At 68.2% G+C, this 25686-nt stretch carries 25 protein-coding genes; 11 read left to right on the top strand and 14 right to left on the bottom strand.

The window, feature by feature from the left end:
* Positions 1-45 precede the first annotated feature (45 nt).
* The 3 genes from ACWJI3_RS04715 (at position 46) to mrdA (ending at position 2903) form a co-directional block, all read left to right on the top strand.
* A complete protein-coding gene (locus ACWJI3_RS04715) occupies positions 46-654 on the top strand; it encodes a hypothetical protein (RefSeq protein WP_255100494.1) in 609 nt (202 codons plus the stop codon).
* Between the two features lie 81 nt (positions 655-735).
* Positions 736-1140, top strand: a complete 405-nt coding sequence (locus tag ACWJI3_RS04710) for a hypothetical protein (protein WP_480203038.1) — start codon at positions 736-738, stop codon at positions 1138-1140.
* 5 nt (positions 1141-1145) lie between these two features.
* Positions 1146-2903, top strand: a complete 1758-nt coding sequence (mrdA, locus tag ACWJI3_RS04705; RefSeq protein WP_094511157.1) for a penicillin-binding protein 2 — start codon at positions 1146-1148, stop codon at positions 2901-2903.
* Positions 2904-2951: 48 nt separating this feature from the next.
* Here the strand turns inward: mrdA and ACWJI3_RS04700 are convergent, their stop codons facing one another.
* From ACWJI3_RS04700 to ACWJI3_RS04685, 4 genes are all read right to left on the bottom strand, one after another.
* On the bottom strand, positions 2952-4085 hold the full coding sequence (locus tag ACWJI3_RS04700) for a glycosyltransferase family 4 protein (protein ID WP_094511156.1): 1134 nt from the start codon (positions 4083-4085) through the stop codon (positions 2952-2954).
* 28 nt (positions 4086-4113) lie between these two features.
* Positions 4114-5310 carry an NAD-dependent epimerase/dehydratase family protein gene (locus ACWJI3_RS04695; protein ID WP_094511155.1) on the bottom strand — a complete coding sequence of 399 codons (1197 nt, stop codon included), beginning with the start codon at positions 5308-5310 and terminating at the stop codon, positions 4114-4116.
* Positions 5311-5392: 82 nt separating this feature from the next.
* Positions 5393-5560: a photosystem II assembly protein Psb34 gene (psb34, locus tag ACWJI3_RS04690; RefSeq protein WP_094511154.1), complete on the bottom strand. Its 168-nt coding sequence runs from the start codon at positions 5558-5560 to the stop codon at positions 5393-5395.
* Positions 5561-5634: 74 nt separating this feature from the next.
* The gene (locus ACWJI3_RS04685; protein WP_094511153.1) at positions 5635-6483 is read right to left on the bottom strand and encodes a thiazole synthase; all 849 of its coding nucleotides are present in this window, start codon (positions 6481-6483) and stop codon (positions 5635-5637) included.
* Between the two features lie 54 nt (positions 6484-6537).
* Between ACWJI3_RS04685 and ACWJI3_RS04680 the strand changes: the two genes are divergently transcribed.
* Positions 6538-7086 carry a hypothetical protein gene (locus tag ACWJI3_RS04680; protein WP_255100496.1) on the top strand — a complete coding sequence of 183 codons (549 nt, stop codon included), beginning with the start codon at positions 6538-6540 and terminating at the stop codon, positions 7084-7086.
* Between the two features lie 117 nt (positions 7087-7203).
* Here ACWJI3_RS04680 and ACWJI3_RS04675 read toward each other — a convergent pair whose 3' ends face one another.
* The 3 genes from ACWJI3_RS04675 to rpmI are packed head-to-tail and all read right to left on the bottom strand — an operon-like array spanning position 7204 to position 8493.
* Complete coding sequence (locus tag ACWJI3_RS04675) at positions 7204-7863, bottom strand: tetratricopeptide repeat protein (protein WP_094511151.1); 660 nt, start codon at positions 7861-7863, stop codon at positions 7204-7206.
* A gap of 26 nt (positions 7864-7889) precedes the next feature.
* Positions 7890-8237 carry a 50S ribosomal protein L20 gene (rplT, locus tag ACWJI3_RS04670; protein ID WP_094511150.1) on the bottom strand — a complete coding sequence of 116 codons (348 nt, stop codon included), beginning with the start codon at positions 8235-8237 and terminating at the stop codon, positions 7890-7892.
* Positions 8238-8292: 55 nt separating this feature from the next.
* Positions 8293-8493: a 50S ribosomal protein L35 gene (rpmI, locus tag ACWJI3_RS04665; protein WP_094511149.1), complete on the bottom strand. Its 201-nt coding sequence runs from the start codon at positions 8491-8493 to the stop codon at positions 8293-8295.
* 91 nt (positions 8494-8584) lie between these two features.
* Between rpmI and ACWJI3_RS04660 the strand changes: the two genes are divergently transcribed.
* Positions 8585-10162 (top strand): SpoIID/LytB domain-containing protein, encoded by a 1578-nt coding sequence (locus tag ACWJI3_RS04660; protein ID WP_480203037.1) that lies wholly within the window; start codon positions 8585-8587, stop codon positions 10160-10162.
* 85 nt (positions 10163-10247) lie between these two features.
* Positions 10248-11621, top strand: coding sequence for a glycosyltransferase family 2 protein (locus ACWJI3_RS04655; protein ID WP_480203360.1), 1374 nt, complete (start codon positions 10248-10250; stop codon positions 11619-11621).
* Here ACWJI3_RS04655 and ACWJI3_RS04650 read toward each other — a convergent pair.
* The 5 genes from ACWJI3_RS04650 to tig all read right to left on the bottom strand — a co-directional run bounded on the left by ACWJI3_RS04650 (position 11618) and on the right by tig (position 17914).
* The gene (locus ACWJI3_RS04650) at positions 11618-13639 is read right to left on the bottom strand and encodes a DNA polymerase III subunit gamma/tau (RefSeq protein WP_480203036.1); all 2022 of its coding nucleotides are present in this window, start codon (positions 13637-13639) and stop codon (positions 11618-11620) included. The two genes, ACWJI3_RS04655 and ACWJI3_RS04650, sit on opposite strands and share 4 nt — an antisense overlap.
* Before the next feature lie 31 nt (positions 13640-13670).
* Entirely contained in the window at positions 13671-14342 is a 672-nt protein-coding gene (locus ACWJI3_RS04645) for a lecithin retinol acyltransferase family protein (protein WP_094511145.1), read from the bottom strand.
* Between the two features lie 12 nt (positions 14343-14354).
* Positions 14355-15701, bottom strand: coding sequence for an ATP-dependent protease ATP-binding subunit ClpX (clpX, locus tag ACWJI3_RS04640; RefSeq protein ID WP_480203035.1), 1347 nt, complete (start codon positions 15699-15701; stop codon positions 14355-14357).
* A 98-nt stretch (positions 15702-15799) separates the two neighbouring features.
* Positions 15800-16480 carry an ATP-dependent Clp endopeptidase proteolytic subunit ClpP gene (gene clpP / locus ACWJI3_RS04635; RefSeq protein WP_094511511.1) on the bottom strand — a complete coding sequence of 227 codons (681 nt, stop codon included), beginning with the start codon at positions 16478-16480 and terminating at the stop codon, positions 15800-15802.
* A gap of 51 nt (positions 16481-16531) precedes the next feature.
* Positions 16532-17914, bottom strand: a complete 1383-nt coding sequence (gene tig / locus ACWJI3_RS04630) for a trigger factor (RefSeq protein WP_480203034.1) — start codon at positions 17912-17914, stop codon at positions 16532-16534.
* Positions 17915-18363: 449 nt separating this feature from the next.
* On the opposite strand from tig, the gene ACWJI3_RS04625 reads away from it, so the two are divergent.
* The 3 genes from ACWJI3_RS04625 to ACWJI3_RS04615 all read left to right on the top strand — a co-directional run bounded on the left by ACWJI3_RS04625 (position 18364) and on the right by ACWJI3_RS04615 (position 22478).
* Positions 18364-19482: an aspartate-semialdehyde dehydrogenase gene (locus ACWJI3_RS04625; RefSeq protein ID WP_480203033.1), complete on the top strand. Its 1119-nt coding sequence runs from the start codon at positions 18364-18366 to the stop codon at positions 19480-19482.
* Positions 19479-20375: a 4-hydroxy-tetrahydrodipicolinate synthase gene (gene dapA, locus ACWJI3_RS04620; RefSeq protein ID WP_094511141.1), complete on the top strand. Its 897-nt coding sequence runs from the start codon at positions 19479-19481 to the stop codon at positions 20373-20375. The genes ACWJI3_RS04625 and dapA overlap by 4 nt, the downstream gene beginning before the upstream one ends.
* 126 nt (positions 20376-20501) lie before the next feature.
* Positions 20502-22478, top strand: coding sequence for a ribonuclease J (locus ACWJI3_RS04615; RefSeq protein WP_255100502.1), 1977 nt, complete (start codon positions 20502-20504; stop codon positions 22476-22478).
* 25 nt (positions 22479-22503) lie between these two features.
* Here ACWJI3_RS04615 and ACWJI3_RS04610 read toward each other — a convergent pair whose 3' ends face one another.
* Complete coding sequence (locus ACWJI3_RS04610; protein ID WP_480203032.1) at positions 22504-23214, bottom strand: hypothetical protein; 711 nt, start codon at positions 23212-23214, stop codon at positions 22504-22506.
* A complete protein-coding gene (tilS, locus tag ACWJI3_RS04605; RefSeq protein ID WP_480203031.1) occupies positions 23214-24290 on the bottom strand; it encodes a tRNA lysidine(34) synthetase TilS in 1077 nt (358 codons plus the stop codon). The genes ACWJI3_RS04610 and tilS overlap by 1 nt, the downstream gene beginning before the upstream one ends.
* A gap of 15 nt (positions 24291-24305) precedes the next feature.
* Here tilS and ACWJI3_RS04600 point away from each other — a divergent pair, with 15 nt between their 5' ends.
* Positions 24306-25061 carry a DUF561 domain-containing protein gene (locus tag ACWJI3_RS04600; RefSeq protein WP_094511137.1) on the top strand — a complete coding sequence of 252 codons (756 nt, stop codon included), beginning with the start codon at positions 24306-24308 and terminating at the stop codon, positions 25059-25061.
* 136 nt (positions 25062-25197) lie between these two features.
* The gene (locus ACWJI3_RS04595) at positions 25198-25623 is read left to right on the top strand and encodes a phage holin family protein (protein WP_094511136.1); all 426 of its coding nucleotides are present in this window, start codon (positions 25198-25200) and stop codon (positions 25621-25623) included.
* Positions 25624-25686: the final 63 nt, after the last annotated feature.

Below are 25686 nucleotides of genomic sequence, written 5' to 3'. Positions count from 1 at the left end.
CCGCCCGGGACAGCTTCGATACCATCGGGGCCCGGCCTTCCTCTCTTGACTGTCGCCCTCGAGCAGGACCCGCAGCTGCAGCGCCGCCTCCAGCAGGACAGCATCCAGCTGGCCGGAAAGGTGATCTACCTCAATCCCTTTCTGTATTGGCGGCGCTTCGATGCCAACACCGACCGCTGGTTGCGCGAACCCGGTCAGCTGCAGGAGGAGCAGATTCTCGCCAACCGGGGCCGCTTCTACCCCGAGGTGCTGTGGGAGGAGATCCCCGAGCAGGAGGCGCAGATCAAGGATGGCGCCGTGGAGATGTTCCTCAAGACCCTGGAACTGATCAGCACCTTCAACCCCGAGCTCAGCGCCGGCCACCTGCTGGAGGTGGAGCGCAAGATGGCCGTGACCAAGAAACGCTCCTTCGAGCGCTGGGTGGAGAAGTCATTGCGCCGCCGGCAGACGTTGGAGCGGCAGGAGCGCCGCCGCTTCGATCGGGAGCGGCTGCTGCGCAGCTGGGGAGAGTGGGCAGGGCTGGACGTCACCCGACAGGCCGTGCTGCCGTTCACCGCGGTGCTGGTGCTGGCAGTGGGGGCCGGTTGGATGGTGGGCTCGCGCGAGTTCTGCCGCCAGATGATCGTCGATCCCGGCGTGCAGCGGCTGCCCTGAGTCCCTGCCACCTCCGGAGGGCGTCAAACTGGGGGCAAAGCCGCTCGCCTGCGCGGGTGGTGCTGCCTCGGTTGCTTCGGCATGGCTGATCCTCTCGATTCCCTTCGGCTCGCGCTGATGCAGGAGGTATTGCCGGTAGGTATGGCGGTGGTCGAGCGGGCGCGCAAGGGGGGCCCGCGCGAGGTGGTGGAAGCGTTCACCGCTTCGCCCGACCCGCTCGCCCAGCTGAAGCAGGAAGGCGATCCAGCGGCGCGGGCCGTGCGCCAGAGCCTTGATCAGATCCAGCCCGGTCTGGGCAATCCCGTGATGAAGGTGGAGGTGCACGATGTGGCCCCGCCACCGCCCTGGTCGCCGCAGGCGGGCGATCCGGCCGCCACCGGATTCACAGAGGCCGCAGACCCGCAGCGGGAGCGGGAGGCGCTGCAGACCACCCTGGCCCGGATCTCCGAGCGCCTGGCGCTGCTCCAGCACCGCCTGGAGGCCTGACGCCCATGGCCGCTGGGCATCTGCATGGACAGGCCCGCCACGCGGGCATGCGGCACCAGCCGGCCTGGCTGCTCGGGCTGATCGTGCTGGTGCTGGGGGCGATGGGCGCCCGGCTCGTGTGGCTGCAGCTCGCGCAGGGGGCAGAGAACAAGCTGCTGGCGGATCAGAACCGCATTCGCCTGCTGCCGCGCCATCCGATGCGCGGCCGTCTGCTTGATCGCAACGGCCAGGTGCTGGCCAGCAGCCGCCTCACCTACAACCTCTACATCCAGCCCCGGCTTGTCGATGACGCAGCCTGGCCGTCGCTGCGGGTGCAGTTGGCTGCGCTGCTGGCGCTCGACCCGGCGCAGCTTGATGCCAAACGCAAGGACGGCAGAGCCGTGGACGGCTTCCGCATTGAACTGGCGGGCCCCCTCAGCACCGAGCAGGTGTTGCGTTTTCGCGAGCAGGCCGAGTCGCTCAAAGGGGCTGATGTGGATGTCGACGTGCTGCGCGCCTACCCGCACGGACGGCTCGGCGCCCACGTGCTCGGCTACACGAGCAGCATCACGGAGGAGGAATACAAGGAGCTGTCTGAAACGGGCTACCGCCTGCAGGACCGTATCGGTCGCACCGGCCTGGAGCGCGTCTACGAGAACCACCTGCGCGGCGAGTGGGGGGGACAGCAGCTGGAAGTGAACGCCGATGGGCAGGTGCAGCGGGTGCTGGGCGACAAGCCGTCGCGGGCCGGCAACGATCTGCGCCTCACCCTCGATCTGGAGCTGCAGAAGGCGGCCGAGAAGGCCCTCAGCGGGGTGAGCAAGGGGGCGATCGTGGCGATGGATCCCCAGACCGGCGCGATCCGGGCCATGGCCAGCCGCCCGAACTTCGATCCCAACATCTTCTCGGAGGGCCCCACCACAGCGCAGTGGAACGAGCTCAACCGCCCGGAAGCCCCCATGCTCAACCGGGCGCTGCGCGGGTTCCCGCCCGCCAGCACCTTCAAGGTGATCACCGCGATCGCGGGGCTGGAATCGGGCTTGTTCAATCCCGCCTCCACCATCCTCACCTCAGGCTCCTTCTGCTACGACGGCCAGTGCTACGCGGATCACGGCAGCTTCGGCAGCATCGGTTTCCGCCTGGCCATGGCGGTGAGCAGCAACAGCTTCTTCTACCGGCTGGGCCTCAAGACCGGCCCCGATGAACTGTTCAGAGCGGCCCGCCGCCTGGGCTACGGCAGTCTCACCGGTGTCGAACTCAAGGGGGAGGAGAGCCCCGGCTTGCTGGGCGATCCCGCCTGGAAGCGCCAGGTGCTCGATGAGCCGTGGACCTCGGTGGACACGATCACCTCCTCGATCGGCCAGGGGGCCGTCACCGTGACGCCGCTGCAGATGGCCCGTCTGTATGCGGCAATCGCCAACGGCGGCTGGCTGGTGACGCCCCACCTGGCGGAGCGGCCGGTGGAGCGCCGTTGGATCGGCCTCAAACCCAGCACCTTGAAAGTGTTGCGGGAGGGCCTGCGCGATGCGGTCACCAGCGGCACGGCCACCCTGCTGAACGACCCTTCGCTGCCCGCCGTGGCTGGCAAGACAGGCACCGCCGAGGATCCCCCCCGGCCAGACCATGCCTGGTTCGGCGGCTATGCGCCGGCGGGCAAGCCCAACCTGGTGATCATTGCCTTCGGCGAGAACAGTGGCGGCTACGGCGGCACCGTTGCCGCACCGATGGTGAAGGCCCTGCTCACCACCTGGTTCCGTGACACCCTGCCCCAGCTGCGCAACTGAAGCCGCCCGCAGGTGACATCGGATGGCTTCAAGCTGCTACGGGGGGCTTCAGGCCACCAGTTGCAGAGGGGGGCGCACCACCTCGCTGTAGAAGCGCCGCAGTTGCTGGGTGGCGCCCGCCCAGCCCCAGCGCTCTGCTTCTGCTCGTGCCGCCAGCCGCAGGGCCTGGCGCCGTTCGGTGCTGGCCAGCAGCCTTTCGGTGGCGGCGGTGAGGCTGGCCGGGCTGTCGGGATCGTAGAGGCAGCCGTTCACTCCGTCGGTGACGATGTCGGGGATGCCGCCGCGGTTGGCGCCCACCACCGGGCAACCGGCCGCCATCGCCTCCAGCAGCACCAGCCCAAGCGTTTCGGTGGAGGAGGGGAACAGGAAGGCATCGGCGCTGGCATAGGCGCTGGCCAGATCCTCGCCGCCCAGGTAGCCCACGAACGTGGTGGCGCTGCCGGCGAACACCTTCTCAAGCTGCTGGCGGTGTGGGCCATCACCCACCAGCGCCAGCCTGGCCTGGGGCAGGGCATCAAGCACCGGCCGGATTCGCTCGATCTGCTTCTCCGCCGAGAGCCTGCCCACGTAGAGAAGCAGGCTGTCGCTGTCGCCGTGCACGCCGGTGAGTTTGCTGCGCATGGTCTGATTGCGCCATTCCGGTCGGAACAGATCGGTGTCGACTCCCCGCTGCCACAAGGCGGTGTGCTGGATGCCGTGCTGGCTGAGTTCCTCCACCATCGCCGTGGAGGTGCAGAGGTTGAGGGCCGCCTGGTTGTGGGCCGCCTTTAGCAGCTCCCACAGCAGCGGTTCGAACATGCCCATGCCGTAGTGCTCAAGGTACTTGGGCAGGTGGGTGTGATAGCTGGCCACCAGGGGCACGCCCCGGGTACGCGCCAGCCAGATCCCGCCCAGGCCGAGCACCGCCGGGTTCACCACGTGCACCAGGTCGGGTTTGAAGGCGTCAAGCGCCTCGGCCACCAAGGGCCGCGGCAGCGCCAGCTTGAGCTCGGGGTAGAGCGGCAGGGGCAGGGCCGGCACGCCGATCACCCGTGCGCCCATGAAGGTGTCCGGGGCTCCTTCGGGGCAGAACAGCAGCACCTCGTCGCCCGCATCCACCAGGTGGGTCACCGTTTTGGTGAGCCGCGTGACGATGCCGTCGACCTTGGGAAGGAAGGTTTCGGTGAACAGTGCGATCTTCACGTGGACGGCGTGCCTGCGGACGGTCCGTTCAAACCACCGGTTGGAGCGCGGCCGCCTGGCTGTGGGTCCATGTGGACACGCAGGGAATGCGGGAGCGATCGCAGCGATCGGCCCAGCGGCGTGCCACATCCACAACTTCGCCCAGTAGGCCGTCGTCGAGGGTGGTGGGCTTGAGCCCCAGCTCGATCAGGCAGCGGTTGTCGACGATCAGGTCGTTTTCGATGGCCTCCTTGCGGGGGTTGGGGAGGTGGTTGAGCTTGGCCCCGGTGACGGCCGCCACCTTTTCGGCCAGATCCTTGACCTTGTGGCTTTCGGTCATCTGGTTGTAGATGCGCACCTTCTCCCCTGAGGCGGGGGGATTGTCGATCGCCAGCTCCACGCATTTCACCGAATCGCGGATATGGATGAAGGCGCGGGTCTGGCCACCGGTGCCATGCACCGTGAGCGGATAGCCGATCGCCGCCTGCATCAGGAAGCGATTGAGCACGGTGCCGTAATCACCGTCGTAGTCGAAACGGTTGACCAGGCGCGGATCCCTGTCAGTGAGGTCGGTGTTGGTGCCCCAGACGATGCCTTGGTGCAGGTCGGTGACGCGGATGCCGTCGTTCTTGTTGTAGTAGAAGAACAACAGCTGATCCAGCGTCTTCGTCATGTGGTAAACGCTGCCTGGATCGGTGGGGTGAAGGATTTTCTCCTGGAAGCGGGTGCCATCGGGCTGGGGAACTTCCACCGTGAGATAGCCCTCGGGGATGGTGGCGCCACGGTGGGATCCATAGCCGTACACCCCCATGGTTCCGAGGTGAACGATATGAATGTCGAGACCGCTTTCAACAATTGCACAAAGAAGATTGTGCGTGCCATTCACGTTGTTATCGACCGTGTAGCGCTTGGTGGCGCTCGACTTCATCGAATAAGGGGCGGCCCGTTGTTCGGCGAAGTGCACCACGGCACTGGGGCGCTCACTGCGCAGCAGCCCCAGCAGCAGGTCGTAGTGCTGGGCGATGTCGAGTGCCACGAAACGGATGGGCCTGCCTCCGGTTTCCTCCCAGGCACGCAGGCGGTCGTTGATCGTGGCGATCGGAGTGAGCGATTCAACCCCAAGGTCGATGTCGATCTTGCGGCGGCTCAGGTTGTCGACGATCACGACGTCGTGACCGGCGTCGGCCAGGTTCACAGCGCAGGGCCAGCCGCAGAAGCCGTCGCCGCCGAGAACGAGAACCTTCACGTCTGAACTCCTGCTGAACGAGCGATTGCTCTCTTGGGGCAAGCTACTACAGGCATTCCGCCCCCCTCGTGCAGCAGTGGCGTCAGCTGATGCCGACCGCCACGCCCACCATGGCCAGCACCAGCAGCCCACCTGCGATCAGCAGGACGGTGGTGCTGCGGCTGCGTTCACCGCCGGCTTCGACCACCTGCATCCGCGGTTCTCTGGCAAAGGCGTTGAGCCTGCCCCCGTCCTCCTTGGTGACCGACATGGTGGGGTGGCCCGATTCAGAAAACGAACCTTAACGATGTCCTTCGGCGCCGGCATCGAGGCCGAAAGGGAATGTCACAGGCGCGGAGCCTCGGTGTTGCCAACCCGTCCCCACTGGGGTGAGCTGGCCTGGGCGTCCTGTCGCTGCGGCAGGCGCCCGGCCTTCCAGGCGCACCGGCCCGCCTCCGTGGCCTGAGCCATCGCCCAGGCCATGGCCGGTGGATCGCCTGCCATGGCGATGGCGCTGTTGATCAGCAGGGCGTCAGCCCCCATCTCCATGGCCTGGGCCGCTTCGCTGGGCACGCCCAACCCCGCATCCACCACCACCGGCACCCCCGCCGACTCGATGATCAAGGCGATGTTGGCGGCGTTGCGAATGCCCTGGCCGGAGCCGATCGGAGAGCCCAGCGGCATCACGGTGGCGCAGCCCACCTCCTCGAGTCGACGGGCGAGCAGCGGATCGGCGTTGATATAGGGCAACACGGTGAAACCCTCCTTCACGAGCCGCTCGGCCGCCTCGAGGGTGCCGAATGGATCGGGCAGCAGATGGCGGCCGTCGGGGATCACCTCCAGCTTCACGAAGGTGTTGTCTTCCTGGCCGGCGAGCTTGGCCAGCTCGCGGCCCAGCCGCGCCACCCGCACGGCCTCATCTGCGGTGGCGCAGCCGGCGGTGTTGGGCAGCATCCAGATCGTGCTCCAGTCGATCGCCTCAATCAGGCCCTGATGGCCTGCCGCCGCCGCCTGCACCCGCCGCACCGCCACGGTGACGATGTCGCAGCGGCTGGCCGCCAGGCTGGCCTGCATCGCCGCTAGCGAGGGGTATTTGCCCGTGCCGGTCATCAGGCGGCTGCGGAAGCGGCGACCGCCGATCACCAGCGTGTCGTCGGCGAGGGCGGACGGATCCGAAGCCGGAATCTGCACCATGGGGAGAAGTTACAGCGCACGCCTCCTAACCTTCGCGCAAGCCCGCTTGGTTCCATGACACCGGTTCTCCCCCTGCTGCTCGCCGCCAGTGCGGTGCCGGTGGGCAGTTTTGTCCCGTTCACCCTGCCGCCCGCCTCGCCGCTGGACACCTCCTTCAGTGAGACCGGTCCGGTGGAAACCTTCGATCCGGTAGGCCGGGCCGTGCTGCTTGCCGCCCAGTTGCCGCGGCAGTGGCGCGGCAGTTACCAGGCCTTTGGCGGCGGCGTCCCCACCCCTGTGGAGCTGCGTCTCGACACCGTGACGGCCATGGGTCAGATGATCGATCTGCGCGGCACGCTCACGGTGGGCGGCACCTCCTCGCCGGTGCAGGGCAACCTCAATGCCAAGTCTGATCAGTTGGAGCTCATCCCCCTGATCGACACCCTCACCTTGGGCCTCGAACCAGGCGGTGATTTTCTCGGCCTGCAGGGCTTCTCGCTGATGGGCTGGAATGCACCGCGGCTCACCAATCCCGGCGGTCGGCTGGTGCTTGATCCCGTGAGTTTCAGCCCACCCGCTTCCCGGCCAGCCGGCCAGGTGGCGCCGGTCCGCGGGCTGTGGTGACGACAAGCGAGCTCCCCTGAGGCAGCGAACCTCAGGGGCGGCTGGCCCTCTCCAGGCCATGTGTTCGGTTCCCGCTGTCGCTTTCAGCGGATCAGCCTGGAGCCTGACGCCCTGTGGTCAGACCGGTGTGTTGGTGGGCGAGGGTTTTGGGGACGATTTGCTGCCTGTGCTGCTGGACCCAGCTGATGATGAGCCTGGCTCGCCAGTGCCCGCAGCCATCCCCTGGCCGCTGGTCGCCGGGGCTTTCAGTTCAGCTGGAAAGCGACGATCGAGCAGCTTCAGGCGCTTGAGGGTTGTTTTGTTGGTGGGATCGAGGCTCAGGGCCTTGGCATAGGTGTCCCGCGCCTCATCCGGTTTGCCCTGTCGCTCGAAGGCGTAGCCCAGGTTGTTGAGTGCTACCGGGTAATCGGGTTTGGCCTGAAGAGCTGCCTTGTAGTGGCGGATCGCACTGGCGTAGTTGCTCTGGGCCGCCAGGGAAAAGCCAAGCGCGTTCTGAATCAGCGCCTGCGCCTCGGGGGGCTCACCGCCACTCTTCTTCTGGGCCAGGCGAAGGGTGTCCACCGCCTGGGCGTAGAGGCGCTTGCGCAGCTGCACAGAGCCGAGTTCGTAGAGAACGGCAGGGTCCTTGCCGTCCCCTCCCTTGGCTTGCCCCTCAAGCCGGGCCAGCGCCGCTTCATCGCGGCGGACCCGCATCACCTGCAGGGCGATGACCACGGCTGCACCGCCGAGCAGAAGGATCAGGCCGATCAGATAGGCCTGAGGCAGGAGAATGTCCATCGGGCCTCCCCGCAGTGCGGTGGTGATCAGCGCGTAGCGGCCGAAACCACGCTGGTGAAACTGGCGGGATCAGCCACGGCGAGCTGGGCCAGCATCTTGCGGTTCAGCAGCATGTCGGCTTTTTTCATGCCGCCCATCAGCCGGCTGTAGCTCAGCCCGTTCATGCGGGCGGCGGCGTTGATGCGGGCGATCCAGAGACGGCGGAAATCGCGCTTCCGGCGGCGACGGTCGCGGTAGGCGTTGCACAGCGCCTTCATCACCCGCTGGTTGGCGGTGCGGAACAGGCTGCCGTTGCTGCCCTGGAAGCCACGGGCCAGGCGGAGGATCTTGTTACGGCGTTTACGGGCGACGTTGCCCCTCTTGACGCGGGCCATGGTGAGTTCTCAGGGCGAAATGGAAAGGAAAAGGAGTGGGCGACCTGGCGAGAGGTCAGCCGGCGTAAGGAAGCATGCGGCTGACGTTGTCGGCGTCGCGTTCGTCGACCACCGCCATCGTGCCCAGAAAACGCTTGCGCTTGGGGCTCTTGTGATCGAGCAGGTGGTTGCGGAACGCATGCCGGCGCATGAATTTTCCGCTGCCGGTCAGCTTGAACCGCTTCGCGGCAGCTTTGCGGGTCTTGAGCTTCGGCATGTCCTGCGCGACTTCACAAACAACCAAACTACGACTTGGTAGTGCCGGCTGCCAACTCCCCCCGTCCGCTTTGCCCATGCTCCGCCAGCTGTTGCGTCCTTCCGCCCCCCTCTCCCTGCAGCCCGGGTCTGCCCTGGCACCGGTGGCCCTCGGGCTGGCGCTCACCCTGCTGGCGGCACCCGGCTGCCGTGCTGTCCCCGCTCTCGACCCCCTCCCGGCCCCTCTGCCCCTGCACTGGCCCACCAGTGCGCCGCCGCCGGTGCAGCCCGCCCAGCCTGTGTTGTGGGTGTCGCTCGGCCCACGCCTGGGCCCTGCTCCTGGCGGGGTGGCCAAGGCCGCTCCACTGGTGCTCCAGGCGGCGGCGGGTGAGCTGGTGGTCACCGACGCCGACGGCCAGCGGCTCTCGGGGTCCAGCGTTCGCCTGCGCTGGCAGGAGGAGCCCCTGGCGGAGCCGTTCCAGCTCGCCCGCACCGTGCTGGGCCCGTTCGCCAGCTTCGAGAGTGCGGAACAGGCGGCGACGGCCTGGCGGGAGCTCGGCGTGACTCCGGTGATCGCCCATCCCGCCGAATGGGAGGTATGGGCGCCTGTCGCCACCCAGGCTCCGGCCGGCCTGCAGGCACGCCAGGTGGAGCAGCGGTTCAGCCAGCGGCTGGTGCTGACGTCCGGGGAGCCGGGAGCTGCCGGTGCGGCATTGAAAGGTCCGCTGCGGATCACGGCGCCGGGAGGGCTGCGCTGGGAGGGCGGTGTGTTCCAGGGGCCGTTCCGCCTGGCGAGCAACGCCTACGGCGGTTGGACTCTGATCGAGGAGGTGCCGCTGGAGCGCTACCTGCTGGGAGTGGTGCCCCATGAGATCGGCGCCGGATCGCCGCCGGCCGCCCTTGCCGCCCAGGCGGTGCTGGCCCGCACCTGGTCGCTGCGCAACAAGCACCGCTATGCCACCGATGGCTACCACCTCTGCGCTGACACCCAGTGCCAGGTCTACGCCGATCCGCGGCAGGCGGGGGCGGCGGTCCGGTCTGCGATCCAGGCCACCCGGGGCCAGGTGCTCACCTGGCAGGGAGAGCCCATCCATGCCGTCTATCACGCCACCAACGGGGGAATGGCCGCCGGCTTTGAGGAGGTGTGGAGCGGCTCGCCGCTGCCCTATCTGCAGGCGGCGCCGGATGGCCCACCCGCTTTCAACGCGCGGTTTGCCGTGCCCCTGGCGGCGTCGTCGCTGCCGGCGCTGCTGGCCAACGGCGGTTCCGCCTATGGCGCCTACCACCCGCGCTTCCGCTGGCAGCGCCTGCTGACGACCGCTCAGGTGCAGCAGGCCCTCACCACGGCCCGGTTGCCGGTGGGCACCCCCTTGAAGCTCAGCGTGCTGGAGCGGGGGCCGAGCGGCCGCGTGATGGCGCTGGCCATCGAGGGGAGCGAAGGTCGCCAGGTGCTGCGCCGCGATGCCATCCGCCGCACCTTCCGGCAGCTGCCCAGCACCCTGTTTGAGCTGAGAGCGGAGGGAGCTGGCCGCTGGCGCTTCAACGGCGGCGGCTTCGGCCATGGCGCCGGCCTCTCTCAGGCGGGTGCGATCGATCTGGCCGGTCGTGGCTGGACCCTGCCACAGCTGCTGAGTCGGTACTACCCGGGGACCCAGCTCCAGCCGCTGGAGGTGCTCGGTCAGGGCCTTTAGAGTTCGGCCCAGTTCGAGCCCTGCCACGACCGGGACCCTGTCGCGTGCGGCGTGGCATCACGGAGAGCGTTCATTCATGCCAGGCCTGACCGCTGCGAAGACCGCCTCTCGTCCTCGGCGTGGCAAAGCGGCGCTGTTTGTGCTCCTGTGCGGTTGTGCCGGCGCGGCGCCCCACTGGGTGGAGCCGCCCCGCAACCTGCTGCCGGCGATCAGCCTCACCTTGCTGCTGGGCGCCTATGTGATCCGCACCGTGCTGTTTCGGCTCTGGAAACCCCAGCCGCCGGTGGCCCTCCCCGAGGCCTTGGACCACTGGCCCGACGTTGATGTGGTGGTGGCGGCGCGGGACGAGGAGGCGGTGATCGGGCGCCTGGTGGAGCGGGTGGCGCAGCTGAGCTACCCCGAAGGCCAGCTGCGTCTCTGGGTGGTGGACGACGGCAGCGAAGACCGCACAGCCACGCTGCTGGAGGAGATCGGCAGCCGCCACTCCCTGCTCACGGTGCTGCGCCGTCCGCGCGATGCCGGTGGCGGCAAGTCGGGGGCGCTCAATGCCGTGCTGCCCCAGCTGCGCGGCCGCTGGATGCTGGTGCTGGATGCCGATGCCGGCATGCCGCGTGATCTGCTGCAGCGGCTGATTCCCTATGCAGAAGCGGGCCGCTGGGCGGCGGTGCAGCTGCGCAAGGCGGTCGTGGAAGCCGATCGCAACCTGCTCACCCAGGCCCAGGCGATGGAGATGGCCCTCGACACCGTGATCCAGCAGGGACGGCTGGCCTCCGGCGGCGTTCCCGAACTGCGTGGCAATGGCCAGTTGCTGCGGCGTGATGCCCTGGAAGCCTGTGGCGGCTTCAACGAAGCCACCGTCACTGACGATCTCGACCTGAGCTTCCGCCTGCTGCTGGGCGATTGCGGCATTGGCGTGCTCTGGGATCCGCCGGTGGAGGAGGAGGCGGTGCGCACCCTGCCTGCTCTCTGGCGGCAGCGGCAGCGGTGGGCCGAGGGGGGCCTGCAACGCTTCTTCGACTACTGGCCCAGCCTCGTGGCAGGTCCGCTGGCCCCTTCCCGCAAGCTCGATCTGGCGGCGTTCTTTCTGCTCCAGTACGCCCTGCCGGTGGTGTCGATCGCCGATCTGCTCACAGCCCTGGCCACCCGCACGCTGCCATCGATCTGGCCGCTGTCGATCGTGGCCTTCGGCCTCTCCGGGGCGGCGATCGTGGCGGGTTGCCGGCGCAGCAGCGAAGGCCCACCCCTGCCCAACATCAATCCCTTCACCGCCGCCCTGGGCATCGCCTATCTGGCTCACTGGTTCGTGGTGATTCCCTGGGTGGCGCTGCGCATGGCCCTGCTGCCGAAACGTCTCGTCTGGGCCAAGACGCTTCACGTGGGGGAGGCATCCGGCGAGGCAAGCCACGAGGACACGGACGATCTCACCGGTGAGGCTGACCTCACCACCCAGGTCTCCTAGGGCGGGTTCGCCCCTTCCTGCTGCCCTGGCACCGGCCCGTCGAACGCAACCACCTCGCCGTTGAAGAAGTCCGCCAGGCGCCGCGCCTTGTCGTCGAGCGGCACGGGAGGTACAGGTGGACCGGGAGGTGTGGCCGTGGTGAGGCCTGCGGCCACCGCGGGTGCTGGAAGGCCAGTTGCAGCAACGACAGCCATGGCAGTGGCAGCCCCAGGCCCTGAACCGGCGGCGGAGGGCGCCTGAGCCGGCTGCAGCCCCGGTACAGGCGGTGGCACAGCAGCTGGCGGGGAGACCGTTCGCAACGGCATCGCCGTGGCGGCTTCCGGTCGCTGTGCCTGGTCCGGTCCATGGCCCAGTCCCGGTGCCGCTGGTGCTGGCGTTGGCGCCCCTCCGCCCGGCACGGCCCCAGCGGGTGCCCCTGAAGCGTTAGCGGTGGCACGCGGTGGACCTGGGGCGTCGGCGCTCTCCAGCACGAGCTGGCGGGCGGAGCCCAGCGCACTTTGCAGGGCCTTCTCCAGCAGCGGCAGACGGCTCTGCACCATCGCCACCCAGTTGCCGCTGACCCGCACCACCGCCCGCTGGCCGTCGAGGCGCACCAGTGCCGCCTGCTGGGACAGGAGCATGCGGGTGGAGGGAAGCTCCAGGCTGGCCAGGATCTGTTGCCACAGCTCGGTGAGGTCGCTGCCGCCCCCTGGGCTGGAGGGCACCGGGGCTGGAGGAACCTGGGCTGCGGGCCTAGGGGCTGTGGGCAGCGGGGCCCCGGGCCCCGGCACGCCGGGCCCTGCGGCTGCAGGGACCGGGGCATGCGCGGCTGCAGGGCCATGCGCATGCGCAGCTGGCGCGCTGGGAACGGCTGGGGCCTGGGCGGGCGCAGCAGCTCCCGGCGAAACAGAAACCGGCGCGGCGGCGCTGCCCGTCGACGCTTCGGCCAGCAGGCCCAGCAGCAGCACCTCCAGCCACAGGCGTGGCTGCACGCTCTGGCGCAGCTGCTGTTCGCTGCCCTTGAGGCCGGCCTGCCAGCTCAGCAGCCGGGGGGTGGAGATGCGGGCCGCCAGCTCCGGCAGCTGGGGCCGGAACTGGGGGGAAAGGCTGCTCAACTCCAGGCGCCCGGGCGCGGCTGCGGCCACCGTGAGGTCGCGCAACAACGAGGCCAACCCCTGCAGCACCGCCCCCGGGTCGCGGCCCCGCTCCAGCAGCTCGCGGCAGGTTTCCACCACGGCCAATGGCTGAGCGCCGGCGAGAGCCGCGGCCAGGGAGAGCAACTCCTGTTCTGGCACCGCCCCGAGCAGCTCCCAGACGGCTCCAGCCTCCACCGGGGCAGGCAGGAGGCTGAGCTGGTCGAGCAGGCTTTCGGCATCGCGCAGGCCGCCCTGGGCCCGCTGGGCCACCACATGCAGGGCCTCGGGCGTGATGCTGATCGCTTCGAGCCGGGCGATCTCGCCCAAGTGGGTTTCGATCGCTTCCAGCGGAATGCGGCGGAAATCGAAGCGCTGGCAACGGGACAGGATTGTGGGCAGCACCCGCTGCGGATCGGTGGTGGCCAGCACGAACACCACCCGCGGCGGTGGCTCCTCCAGGGTCTTGAGCAGCGCATTGAAGGCGGCGGTCGAGAGCATGTGGCACTCGTCGATCACGTAGACCTTCCAGCGGGCCTGCACCGGCGCGAAGCGCGAGCGTTCGATCAGTTCCCGGATGTTGTCGACCCCGGTGTTGGAGGCCGCATCGATCTCGATCACATCAAGGGCATTGCCCGCCGTGATTGAACGGCACAGCTCGCAGACGCCGCAGGGTTCGGGGGTGGGGCCGTCGGCGGCGATGCAGTTGAGCGAGCGGGCCAGGATCCGCGCGCTGGAGGTCTTGCCGGTGCCGCGTGGACCGCTGAACAGATAGGCGGGAGCGATCCGCCCCTGCCGCAGGGCGTTGCTGAGGGTGGCCACGATCGCCTGCTGCCCCACCAGCTGGTCGAAGCGCTGGGGACGGTACTTGTGATGGAGCGGCTGGTAGGCGCTGGCCTGGGTCATGGCGGGGTCCCCGACGGCCTGATCAGCGAGGTTACTGGGGGCTCCCGGTGCCCAGCAGACGCTCCAGCCGGCCTTCCAGTTCCTCCACCGCTTCCAGCTGATCGGCCAGGTTCTGGGCCTGCAGCCGGAGGCGGTCGAACTGGTCGCTGCTGCCGCCATTCCAGCGGGCTTCGGCCTGCTCCAGCTCCAGCTCCAGCCGCTGCTGCAGCTTCAGCCGCAGGGCATCGAGCTGCTCCAGGCTGCGGCGGGCCAGCTCGCGGCCGCGCTCCAGCTGGGTGCCGTCGATGGTCAGACCCTGGCGCAGCAGCAGGCGCACGGCCACCAGCAGGGCGGCGGGGATGAACTGACCCAGGGCCAGGGCGCCGAGACTGCCGGTGCCCAGCCATCCCTCCACCTGGGAGCTGCGGTGCCGCCCGGTCTTGCACCAGCTGGCGAAATGCTCGCAGTTGTTGAACACCAGGTTGTAGCGCTGCTCGCCCAAGCGGCCCATGGCGCGCCGCAGGGTCACGCCCACCGGCGACACCTCCCCTTCCGGGTAGCTCACCACGCTGACCGCTTCGCCACGGGAGAAGTCGGCGAGCGGGCTGCGCAGGATCTGGCGGCCCTCCAGGTAGTGGGCCACCGTACCGTCGCCCAGATCGATGCCGTGGTGGTCGAACAGGCCGTGCTGGCGCGGCACCTGCAGATGGTCAGCCGTTGCCATGGCGGCTGTGCCTCAAGCGGATTCCTGTTTGTCGACCAGGCCGGGGTAGGGAAGAATCTTGGCGCGCGAGCGCTGCTCCACCAGCTCACGGGTGATCGTGAAGGTGGTGATCGCGTCGTTGGAGGGGATGTCGTACATCACATCGAGCATCAGTTCCTCGACGATGCCCCGCAGCGCCCGGGCGCCGGTGCGGCGGCGGTGGGCCTCCTGGGCGATCGCCTCGATGGCGCCGGCCTCGAACTCCAGCCGCACGTTGTCCATGCTCATCAGGGTCTGGAACTGCTTAACCAGCGCGTCGCGCGGCTCGGTGAGGATGGCTTCGAGGGAGCGGATGTCGAGCGGTTCGAGCACGGCGCTCACCGGCAGCCGGCCGATGAATTCGGGGATCAGGCCGTAGCGCACCAGGTCGTCGGGTTCGAGGTGGCGCAGCACGTGGGCCGCCTGATGCTCCTTCTGGACGCGGCTGCGGCCGCGGCCGTCGCTGGGCAGAAAGCCGATCGAATTGCGACCCAGCCGCCGCTGCACCACATCCTCGAGGCCGGTGAAGGCGCCGCCGCAGACGAACAGGATCTGGCTGGTGTCGATCTGGATGCAGTCTTGGTAGGGGTGCTTGCGGCCGCCCTGCGGCGGAACGTTGGCCACCGTTCCCTCCAGCATCTTGAGCAGGGCCTGCTGCACCCCTTCGCCCGAGACGTCCCGCGTGATCGAGGGGTTCTCGCTCTTGCGGGCGATCTTGTCGATCTCGTCGATATAGATGATGCCTCGCTGGGCCTGCTCCACATCCAGGTCGGCCTTCTGCAGCAGCCGCAGCAGGATGTTCTCCACGTCTTCGCCCACGTAGCCGGCTTCGGTGAGCGTGGTGGCGTCGGCCACCGCGAAGGGCACATCAAGCAGCTCGGCGAGCGTCTGGGCCAGGAGGGTCTTGCCGGAGCCGGTGGGGCCGATCAGCAGGATGTTGGATTTGTGCAGCCGGGTGGCGAGATGGTCGGTTTCGCCCTGCCCATCGCCCTGCCAGGCGAGGCGCTTGTAGTGGTTGTAGACCGCCACCGACAGCACTTTCTTGGCTTCGTCCTGCCCCACCACCTGCCGGTCGAGGTAGGCCTTGATCTCCCGCGGCTTGGGGACGGTGGCAAGGGTGGGGGCCGGTTTGGTGCCCTTCCTGGGCGCAGGCTTGCGGCCGCTGTCGTGGTGGGTGCGGGGGCTTCCGGCCGTGTCCACCAGCTCTTCATCGAGAATCTCGTTGCAGAGATCGATGCATTCGTCGCAGATGTAAACGCCTGGTCCGGCGATCAGCTTCCGCACCTGTTCCTGCGATTTTCCGCAGAACGAGCACTTCAGATGGGCGTCGAACTTTGCCATCGCGTGGGATCCGGGAGCGGAGGAGGAACGCTGGAGGCCGGAACTCCAGATGGGGCCGGAATGACGGGGTCAGACGAAGGAGGCCGCACTGGCGCGGCTCAGGCCGGCATGGTGTCAGTGACGACACGGTCGATCAGCCCGTAGGTCACGGCTTCGTGTGGAGACAAAAAGTAGTCGCGGTCGGTGTCTTCGGCAATCTTTGCCAAGGGCTGGCCGGTGTGTTCGGCCATCAGTCCGTTCAGGGTGTCTTTGAGGAAAAGGATCTCCTTCGCCTGGATTTCGATGTCGACCGCCTGGCCCTGGGCTCCGCCCAACGGTTGGTGAATCATGATCCGGGCGCTTGGCAGCGCCATGCGCTTGCCCTTGGTGCCACCGGAGAGCAGGAAGGCCCCCATGCTCGCGGCCAGTCCGTAGCAGATGGTGACCACATCGGGGGCCACCTGCTGCATGGTGTCGTAGATGGCCAGACCTGCGGTGACCGAACCGCCGGGCGAGTTGACGTAGATCTGGATGTCCTTGTCGGGATCTTCCGCCTCCAGGAAGAGCAACTGGGCCACCAGCGAATCGGCCACGGCGTCGTCGATGCCGGTGCCGAGGAAGATGATCCGCTCGCGCAGCAGACGCGAGTAGATGTCAAACGCCCGCTCGCCCCTGCCGGATTGCTCCACCACCGTGGGGAGCACCCCCGGAGCGGCCTGGGGCCCCGCGCCGCTGAGGGCCATGGGTGGTTGACCCTGCCAGCGGTTCTGGATCGGATGGGGGCGGAAGGCGTCGATCACGCGGCCGTGGGGATGCAAGGGGAGATGGAGTCAATCTATGGCCGCTGCGCTTCAGCCCGCTGCGGCAGGAGGTTCGGTGGCGGCTTTGTCAGCTCCCTCGCTGGCTTGTGAGGCCGGCTCCGGCGCCTTCTCGGTGACGGTGCTGTTCGCCTCCAGCCACTCCAGCAGCTTCTCGCGCAGCAGATCGTCGGCCACGGCCAGCCGCAGCCGCTCGGGGTCGATCTTGCTGGTGTCGCTGAAGCCCTTGCTCACCTCCTTCACCTTGGCGTCAATGACGGCCGGCTCCACCGCGATCGCTTCGGCCTCGGCCAGAGCCTGCAGGGCGAAGGTGCGCTTCAGCCGCTGCACCGCCTCAGGACGGGAGGTGTCCATCAGGCTGCGCACCAGCTCCTGGGTGAACAGCTTCTTGACGTCCATGCCCTGCTGAGCGATCTGGCTGGCCGTCTGCTCGATCAAGGAGCGCACTTCCTGCTGGATCAGACTTTCGGGCAGCTCCACCTCCAGCTGCTCCACCAGTGCATTGAGCAGGGCTTCCTGGCGGCCGTTGCGGGCGCGCCGTTCGGCGTCATCGCGCAGCCTGGTCTCCAGGTCGGCCCGCATCTCGGCCACGGTGGCCTTGTCACTGGCTTCCTGGGCGAAGGCGTCGTCGAGGGCGGGCAGTTCGCGGGTCTTGAGGTCGCTGAGCGTGATCGCGAAGCTGGCGGCCCGGCCGCGCGCGTCTTCCTGGGGGTAGTCGTCGGGGAACTGGCAGCTGACCTGGCGCTCCTCGCCGATGGTCATGCCGAGGATGCCTTCCACGAATCCGGGAATCATGCGGCCATCGTCGAGCTCCACCTCCAGGGCTTCGGCGGTACCGCCCACGATCGGCTCACCGGTGTCGGCGTAGCTGCCGCTGAAGCTCACCACCGCCACATCGCCGTTGGCGGCGGGCCGGCCTTCCACCGGCACCAGGGTGGCCCGCTGGCGGCGGGATTGCTCGATCAGTTCATCGATGCGGGCCGGGTCGAAACTGACCGCTTCCGCTTCGGCCGTCAGGCCGGTGGTGGCCTTCAGGCTGGGGGTGGGCTGCACATCAAGTTCCAGGGTGAGCACCAGGGCATCACCGGGGTTGAAGCGCTCCAGCAGCGCCTCGAAGCCTTCGCTCAGTTCAGGGCTGCTGAGCGCCTCGATCTTTTCCTGAGCGAGCGCATCGCGCCAGACGCTGTCGACCAGGTCTTCGAGGGCGGTGGCGCGGATCCGCAGCGGACCGATCTGCTGCAGCAGCACTGGCCGCGGCACCTTGCCGGGCCGGAACCCCGGCAGGCGCACGCTGCGGCTCAGCTTGTTGAACGCCGCTTCGTAGCTGGCCTGGGAACGGCCGCCAGGGATCTCCACTTCCAGGGCCAACCGGCTGCCGGGGAGGGGGCTGGTCTTGACCTTCAAAGCAGAGCTCATGGACGAACCGGCTGGACCGGCAGGGCAGGGCAGCTCCCGATACTAGAAACTCGCCTCTCCCCCCCCTATGGACCGTGCAGAGGCCGCCCCAGGCAGGCCCATCCTTGTTCGCCAAAGCGATGGGGTCCGGGTAAGGTGATCGGGACGACAAACAGATCCATATCCCCATCCGGTTCGACGCCGGCTGGAAACGCTCTTCTCGTAAAGCCCGAGTCCAGGCCGTTTCCACCCCGTCTGAATCGCCGCGCTTGCTGCACAGAGTTTTCACACCCCCCGCTCCCCTCACCGTTCCCTTTTCGTCTGTCTTCATTTCCCTCGCTTCGTCGGTCGGCCCACTCCGTTCTCTTTCCAAGCGCTCGTTGCAAGGCCCGGCCGCTGCCTCCTGATCCGTTTCGGCTCCACCCCGTCTGAATCCATTTTCGTCTGCTGCTCCGTTCTCCCCCGCCACGTTGTCCACCGCACCATCCGCCTCCTTTCTGAACCGCCAGCCGCTCACCGTCGCCGTACTCGGCGCCACCGGTGCGGTGGGCTGTGAACTGCTTGAGCTGCTGGAGGAACGCCAGTTCCCGGTGGCCGAGCTGCGCCTGCTGGCCTCCCCCCGTTCCGCTGGCCGCAGCCTCACCTGGCGGGGCGAGTCGCTCACCGTCCAGCCGGTCGCCCCGGACGCCTTCGAAGGGGTGGACCTGGTCCTGGCCTCTGCGGGCGGCTCCATCTCCCGGCAGTGGGCGCCAGTGGCGGTGGCGGCCGGCGCCGTGGTGATCGACAACTCCAGCGCGTTCCGCCTGGATGAGGATGTGCCGCTGGTGGTGCCCGAAGTGAATCCGGCGGCGGCGTTCGCCCACCGGGGCATCGTGGCCAACCCCAACTGCACCACGATCCTGCTCACCCTGGCCCTGGCTCCTCTTCAGGCCCGGCGTCCGATCCGGCGTGTCGTGGTGAGCACCTACCAATCGGCCAGCGGCGCGGGAGCCCGGGCGATGGAGGAGCTGCGCGCGCTCAGCCGCACCGTGCTCGATGGTGGCCAGCCCGTGAGCACGGTGCTGCCCCACTCGCTCGCCTTCAACCTCTTCCTGCACAACTCGCCGCTGCAGGGCAACGGTTACTGCGAGGAGGAGCTGAAGATGGTCAATGAAACCCGCAAGATCATGCAGCTGCCGCAGCTGCGCCTCACCGCCACCTGCGTGCGCGTGCCCGTGCTCAGGGCCCATTCGGAGGCGGTGAACATCGAGTTCGAAGAGCCCTTCCCCCCCGAGGAGGCCCGTGCCCTGCTGGCGGCGGCACCCGGTGTGGAGCTGATCGAGGATTTCGATGCCAACCGTTTCCCCATGCCCACCGATGTGACCGGCAGGGATCCTGTGGCGATCGGTCGGTTGCGCCAGGACATCAGCGATCCACATGCGCTGGAGCTCTGGCTCTGTGGCGATCAGATCCGCAAGGGGGCCGCGCTCAACGCCATCCAGATCGCCGAGCTGCTGTTCGACCCGTCCCGCCAGCCCCCAGGTGGCAGGACCGAGCCCTCCGCGGCAACACCATCCCGCGCGCAGTCCCTTGCAGGAGGTGCCGGTTGACACTGGTTGCCGCGCCTTTCGGCCGGGTGCTCACCGCCATGGTCACGCCGTTCGCGGCCGATGGCTCCCTTGATCTCGATCTGGCTGCCCGCCTGGCGGTGCACCTGGTCGCCCATGGCTCCGACGGTCTGGTGGTGTGCGGCACCACCGGCGAATCCCCCACGCTCAGCTGGGATGAGCAGCATCAGCTGTTCCAGGCTGTGAAGGAGGCGGTGGGACCCGGCGCCAAGGTGCTCGCCGGCACCGGCAGCAACTGCACGGCCGAGGCCGTGGAGGCGATCTCCCAGGCGGCCGCGCTCGGTGCCGACGGTGCCCTGGTGGTGGTGCCTTACTACAACAAACCGCCCCAGGAGGGGCTCGAGGCCCACTTCCGGGCCGTCGCCAGCGCCGTGCCGGAGCTGCCGATCATGCTCTACAACATCCCCGGCCGCACTTCCTGCAGCCTGGCCCCGGAGACCACCGAGCGGCTGATGGATCTGCCCAACGTGGTGAGCTACAAGGCCGCCAGTGGCAGCACCGACGAAGTCACCCAGCTGCGGGTCCGCTGCGGATCAGCCCTGGCGATCTACAGCGGCGACGATGCCCTCACCCTGCCGATGCTGGCGCTCGGGGCTGTGGGTGTGGTGAGCGTGGCCAGCCATCTGGTGGGCCCCCGGATCCGGCAGATGATCACCGCCTTCCATGCCGGCGACCATGCCACCGCCCAGGCGCTGCACGAGCAGATGATGCCGCTGTGCCGGGCGCTGTTCTCCAGTACCAATCCGATCCCGGTCAAGGCCGCCCTGCAGCTCGAAGGCTGGCCCGTGGGCGCCCCCCGACTTCCTCTTGTTTCTGCCGACAGCGATGTGCGTGAACGATTGACCACGGCCCTGGCCGCCCTGCGTCCCACGTGACGCCAAGGCTCCCCTCCGGCATGGCCTCGCCCGGAACTCCTGCTTCAGCTTCACCGCACCAGACCACAACATCTGCTCCACACCTCCATTCCCCTTCGTTCCGGATCTGATCCGGAGACACCCCTGATGACCTCAAGCACCAACGGCAAACAACCCTGTCTCCGAGTCATTCCCCTCGGCGGCCTGCACGAGATCGGCAAGAACACCTGCGTGTTCGAGTACGGCGATGACCTGATGCTGGTGGATGCCGGCCTGGCCTTCCCCAGCGACGGCATGCACGGCGTGAACGTGGTGCTGCCCGACACCAGCTATCTGCGCGAAAACCAGAAGCGCATCCGCGGCATGATCGTGACCCACGGTCACGAAGATCACATCGGTGGCATTCCGCATCACCTCAAGAACTTCAACATCCCCGTGATCTACGGGCCGCGGCTGGCGATGTCCATGCTGCAGGGGAAAATGGAGGAGGCAGCGGTCACCGATCGCACCGTCATCCAAACCGTGAGCCCCCGCGATGTGGTGAAGGTGGGGCAGCATTTCAAGGTGGAGTTCATCCGCAACACCCACTCGATCGCTGACAGCTTCAGCCTTGCGATCACAACCCCCGTGGGCGTGGTGGTGTTCACCGGCGATTTCAAGTTCGACCACACCCCGGTGGATGGCGAATACTTCGACATCCAGCGCATGGCCCATTACGGCGAGCAGGGCGTGCTCTGCCTGTTCAGCGACTCCACCAATGCCGAGATTCCCGGCTTCACCCCGCCCGAGCGGGCTGTGTTCCCGAATCTGGATCGACACTTCGCCAATGCCGAAGGGCGGGTGATCGTCACCACCTTCGCCAGCTCGGTGCATCGGGTGTCGATGATTCTGGAGCTGGCCATGAAGCACGGCCGCAAGGTGGGCCTGCTGGGCCGCTCCATGCTCAACGTGATCGCCAAGGCGCGCGAGCTGGGCTATATCCGCTGCCCCGATGAGCTGTTCGTACCGATCAAGCAGATCCGTGATCTGCCCGACCGTGAAACCCTGCTGCTGATGACCGGCAGCCAGGGTGAACCCCTCGCTGCCCTGAGCCGCATCTCCCGTGGTGAGCACCCGCAGGTGCAGGTGAAATCCACCGACACGATCATCTTCTCGGCCAGCCCGATCCCCGGCAACACCATCTCAGTGGTGAACACCATCGACCGGCTGATGATGATGGGGGCGAAGGTTGTGTACGGCAAAGGCGAGGGCATCCACGTGTCCGGACACGGTTGCCAGGAGGATCACAAGTTGATGCTGGCGCTTACCCGGCCGAAGTTCTTCGTGCCCGTGCACGGTGAGCACCGCATGCTCGTATGCCACTCCAGGACGGCCCAGTCGATGGGGGTCCCCGCCGACAACATCCTCATCATCGACAACGGCGATGTGGTGGAACTCACCCCCGACCGCATCCACAAAGGGGAACCGGTGAAGGCCGGCATTGAGCTGCTCGATGCCTCCCGCAACGGCATCGTCGACGCTCGCGTGCTCAAGGAGCGCCAGCAACTCGCTGAAGACGGGGTGATCACCCTGCTCACCGTGATCAGCACCGATGGCGTGATGGCGGCCCCGCCGCGGGTGAACCTGCGCGGCGTGGTCACCACAGCCGATGCCCGCAAGCTCTCGGTCTGGGCCGAGCGTGAGATCACCTGGGTGCTGGAGAACCGCTGGAATCAGCTCTCCCGCAACAGCGGCGGCAAGGCACCCGATGTGGATTGGGTGGGCGTGCAGCGCGAGATCGAAGTGGGGCTGCAGCGCCGGCTGCGCCGCGAGCTGCAGGTGGAGCCGCTGATCATCTGTCTGGTCCAGCCTGCTCCTGGTGGCACGCCCGCCTACAAGGGCCGCGCCGATGCCGAGCCCGACACCCGGCCGGCTCCCCGCACGGTGCGGCACCAGAGCCGCGAGGTGGTGCGGGATGGTGCGGTGCGCACGGCCCCGACGGCTGCCGCCACGCCAGCTCGTCAACTTGCCGTGGCCGTACCAGCGGCCGCCGTTGTCAAGGAGGAGCCTCAGGCTGAGCGCCGTGAGGAACCTGAAATGCCCGCCAACCGGGTGCGCCGCCGCCGTTCCACCGCCGCGGGCTGACGCCGCTGACGGGTGGTGCTGGGCCTCAGTCCAGCACCACCCGCAGCAGTCCTTTCATCAGCTCCGCTTCGTCTTCGGGGCTGATTTCCAGCGGAGGCAGGGACGTGAGCCCCGCATCGGCGGTCCAGCGGGTTGCCGGCGTGGTGTCTTCCACCACCCGCACGTTCACGGTTTCGATGGGGGGCGGGACCGGCAACACCGTCTCGATCGCCAGTCTGCTGCTGCCGGAGGCCGCACCCTGGGCAGAGCCGCCCTTCGGGGTCGTGGGCATGAACGGCAGCGAGCTGTACGCGCTTGCCTCGAGGTCGAGCAGCTCCGCCTCCTCGTCGTCCCCGTTCCCGCTCAGCCAGGGCATGGCGGCGTTGCCGCCGATCTTTGGCTTGGTCGGTCGATCAGGAACATGCCCCGGCTCGGACTCACTGGCCTGTTGTTGCAACGCCTTCTCGGTGAGCTCCACCCCCTGCGCCGCCAGGTCGCGGTAGATGGGGTCGAGGGCGTTGTCGAGCACGTTGTGGTACAGCTGCCCGGCGCGCAGCGGCTGCTGCAGCCCATAGAAATTGATGTGGCCGAGCAGCAGCTTGAGGCGGAGCACCTGAGGACGGTTCCCCGTGCCTTCCACTTCCTTCATCAACGCTTCGGCGCCGGACAGGGCTTCGTCGTAGCGACCCTGGCTGTAGGCCAGCTCCACCACGCCGTAGTTGCGATCGAAGCTGGCCTGATCGAACACTTCGGACATCAGTGGGGGGTGGCGTGGAGGGTCGAAGCCGATGCTGGATCGGTGCGGCTGACTGACCGCTCCAGTGTGAGCGTTGCGCGCCCCCACACCAGCCGCCAGCCCTCGGCAAGATCCAGGCTGCCAGCCCCGCGCTCCGGCGGCAACCGCTGCCTCAGACGCTCCAGCTGGGAGCTCAGCGGCCCGGAGCCCGTTTCCCGCTCGATCCAGTGGTGCAGCACCGCCCGCTGAGTGGCCGCCGACAGACCGGCAAGGGCGGCACGCCTGAGCGTGCGGGGGCTGTCCGGCTCGCTGAGCGCTGCGATGCTGAGGGCCAGCAGCTCGCTCTGCAGCGCCTGGCCGTGCTCCAGCCGTTCGGCCAGGGCGTTCATGCGCCGGCTGGCCCCGGGATGCAGCTCCTCCAGCACCGGCAGCACCTGATGGCGGATGCGGTTGCGGCTGAAGCGAGGATCCGTGTTGCTGGAGTCGGGCCACACGGGCAGGCCACGGTCTGCGCAGAACCGCTCCGTTTCTTGACGCATCAGCCCCAGCAGCGGCCGGGCGATCTGAACAGTGCCGCTGCTGGGACGCAGGCGTCTCAGGCTCGCCAGGCCCCGCAGATGGGTGCCGCGGGCCAGGTGCAGAAGCATGGTTTCGGCGCGGTCGCTGGCGGTGTGGCCCGTGGCCACCCGGCGGCAACCCAGCCGCAGCGCCTGGTGCTGCAGGCAGTGGTAACGCCATTCCCGTGCCTCCGCTTCCGAGGCCAGCGCTCGGTCAGGGGTGGCCAGCTCCAGCGGCAACTGCTGCTGCCTGGCCCAGGCGGCAAGCTCCCGGGCCTGGCTGCTGGCTTCGGGGCGCCAGCCGTGATCGCCGTGCCAGAGATGGAGTTGCCAGTGGTGCAGGCGGCGCAGGTCGAGCAGCAGCCCGGTCATCGCCATCGAATCCTGCCCGCCGGAAACCGCCAGCAGCAGCCGCTCCCCCGGTGGCAGCAGCTCGGGCTGCAGCAGCAGGGTGCGGTGCAGGCGCAGGTGAAGAGGGCTCCACGGAGAGGCGGCAGCTGGCGGCTCCCCGTGCATGGCGGGTGGGACAATGCCAGTCATCCGCTGCCCCCGCCGATGTCCCGTCTTGCCAGTCTGCCCGCTGCTCTGCAAGCTTCGCTGGCCTCGCGGCGGATGCTGAAGGTGATCGCGGGCCTCACCAATCGCGACACGGCCTCGGTGGCGGCGGTGAGCCGGGCGGCGGGCGCTGGCGGCGCCGACCTGATCGACGTGGCCTGTGACCCCGAGCTGGTCCGGCTGGCGACGGCGGCCTCCGGTCTCCCGATCTGCGCTTCGGCGGTCGACCCCGAGCTGTTCCCCGCGGTGGTCGCCGCCGGCGCCGCCATGGTGGAGATCGGCAATTTCGATGCCTTCTATCCGCTGGGCCGCCGCTTCGGTGCCGAGGAGGTGATCGCCCTCACCCGCCGCACCCGGCAGTTACTTCCCGACGTGGTGCTGTCTGTCACCGTGCCGCACATCCTGCCGCTGGACCAGCAGGAGCAGCTGGCAGTGGCCCTGGCCGCCGAAGGCGCTGACATCATCCAGACCGAAGGCGGCACCAGTGCCCTCCCCCACAGCGCCGGCATCCTCGGCCTGATCGAGAAGGCGGCACCCACCCTGGCGGCGGCCCACACGATCAGCCGCGCCGTCCCCCTGCCGGTGCTGTGCGCCTCCGGCCTCTCGGCCGTCAGCCTGCCGCTGGCGATCGCCGCCGGCGCCAGCGGCGTGGGCGTGGGCTCGGCCATCAACCGCCTCCACGACGACCTGGCGATGGTTGCGGTGGTGCGCAGCCTGCGCGAGGCGCTCAACGGCGTTCCGGCAGCCGTTCATTGATCCGATTGGCTGCTTGGCCAAAGCTGGGTGCCGCCGCGGTTGCTTCGCCTGTCTCCTGGGCCATGAAGGAATGTGCCCAGCGCCCTATCCACCCCCTGGTGAGGTGGATAGGGTTCAGTGTCCGCATCTTTGACGCATGGGAGCCTTTGTCTGGCTGCTGCAGTGGCCCATCCGCGCCGGCATCCTGCTGATCGTGGCGGCTCTCCCTCTGGGGGTGGAGATGTCCAGCTTCGGGACGGCCATGCTCTCTGCTGTGGTGATCGGCCTGCTGGGCACCCTGCTGGTGTGGCCGCTGAAACTGCTGCTCGCTCTCCCCTGGGCGGTCACCAGCCTGGGTGGATTGATTGCCCCGGTGACCTTCCTGTTCAACTGGCTGATCACGATCATCCTGTTCGCCTTGGCGGCGTGGCTGATCCAGGGCTTCCGGCTGCGCGGTGGAGCGGTGAGCGCGATCTTCGGCGCCCTGGCCTACAGCATCCTCAGCACCTTGATTCTCGGCCTGCTGGGCCTCAATGTGAGCTTCACCCGTGCAGGTCTGCTGGCCGGGGCCGGCCTCAGCTGAAAACTGGCGGGCTGTGGGCGGCTCTCCGCCGCTTCACCCCTTGCGGCTTCCTTAGGATCAGGT

The organism is Marcopretia estuarina LEGE 06307, assembly GCF_056633115.1.
The sequence above is the reverse complement of the archived record's forward strand: the minus strand, read 5'-3'. Positions and strand labels throughout refer to the sequence as shown.

Excerpts from the sequence above, each read along its gene's own strand:
- ACWJI3_RS04675 (WP_094511151.1), bottom strand. The coding sequence starts at position 7,863 with ATGGACATTCTCCTGCCTCAGGCCTATCTGATCGGCCTGATCCTTCTG.
- ACWJI3_RS04680 (WP_255100496.1), top strand. The coding sequence starts at position 6,538 with ATGACACCGGTTCTCCCCCTGCTGCTCGCCGCCAGTGCGGTGCCGGTG.
- ACWJI3_RS04615 (WP_255100502.1), top strand. The coding sequence starts at position 20,502 with ATGACCTCAAGCACCAACGGCAAACAACCCTGTCTCCGAGTCATTCCC.
- ACWJI3_RS04595 (WP_094511136.1), top strand. The coding sequence starts at position 25,198 with ATGGGAGCCTTTGTCTGGCTGCTGCAGTGGCCCATCCGCGCCGGCATC.
- ACWJI3_RS04685 (WP_094511153.1), bottom strand. The coding sequence starts at position 6,483 with ATGGTGCAGATTCCGGCTTCGGATCCGTCCGCCCTCGCCGACGACACG.
- mrdA (WP_094511157.1), top strand. The coding sequence starts at position 1,146 with ATGGCCGCTGGGCATCTGCATGGACAGGCCCGCCACGCGGGCATGCGG.
- tig (WP_480203034.1), bottom strand. The coding sequence starts at position 17,914 with ATGAGCTCTGCTTTGAAGGTCAAGACCAGCCCCCTCCCCGGCAGCCGG.
- ACWJI3_RS04710 (WP_480203038.1), top strand. The coding sequence starts at position 736 with ATGGCTGATCCTCTCGATTCCCTTCGGCTCGCGCTGATGCAGGAGGTA.
- psb34 (WP_094511154.1), bottom strand. The coding sequence starts at position 5,560 with ATGTCGGTCACCAAGGAGGACGGGGGCAGGCTCAACGCCTTTGCCAGA.
- rplT (WP_094511150.1), bottom strand. The coding sequence starts at position 8,237 with ATGGCCCGCGTCAAGAGGGGCAACGTCGCCCGTAAACGCCGTAACAAG.
- ACWJI3_RS04645 (WP_094511145.1), bottom strand. The coding sequence starts at position 14,342 with ATGGCAACGGCTGACCATCTGCAGGTGCCGCGCCAGCACGGCCTGTTC.
- ACWJI3_RS04600 (WP_094511137.1), top strand. The coding sequence starts at position 24,306 with ATGTCCCGTCTTGCCAGTCTGCCCGCTGCTCTGCAAGCTTCGCTGGCC.
- tilS (WP_480203031.1), bottom strand. The coding sequence starts at position 24,290 with ATGACTGGCATTGTCCCACCCGCCATGCACGGGGAGCCGCCAGCTGCC.
- ACWJI3_RS04610 (WP_480203032.1), bottom strand. The coding sequence starts at position 23,214 with ATGTCCGAAGTGTTCGATCAGGCCAGCTTCGATCGCAACTACGGCGTG.
- ACWJI3_RS04650 (WP_480203036.1), bottom strand. The coding sequence starts at position 13,639 with ATGACCCAGGCCAGCGCCTACCAGCCGCTCCATCACAAGTACCGTCCC.
- clpX (WP_480203035.1), bottom strand. The coding sequence starts at position 15,701 with ATGGCAAAGTTCGACGCCCATCTGAAGTGCTCGTTCTGCGGAAAATCG.
- rpmI (WP_094511149.1), bottom strand. The coding sequence starts at position 8,493 with ATGCCGAAGCTCAAGACCCGCAAAGCTGCCGCGAAGCGGTTCAAGCTG.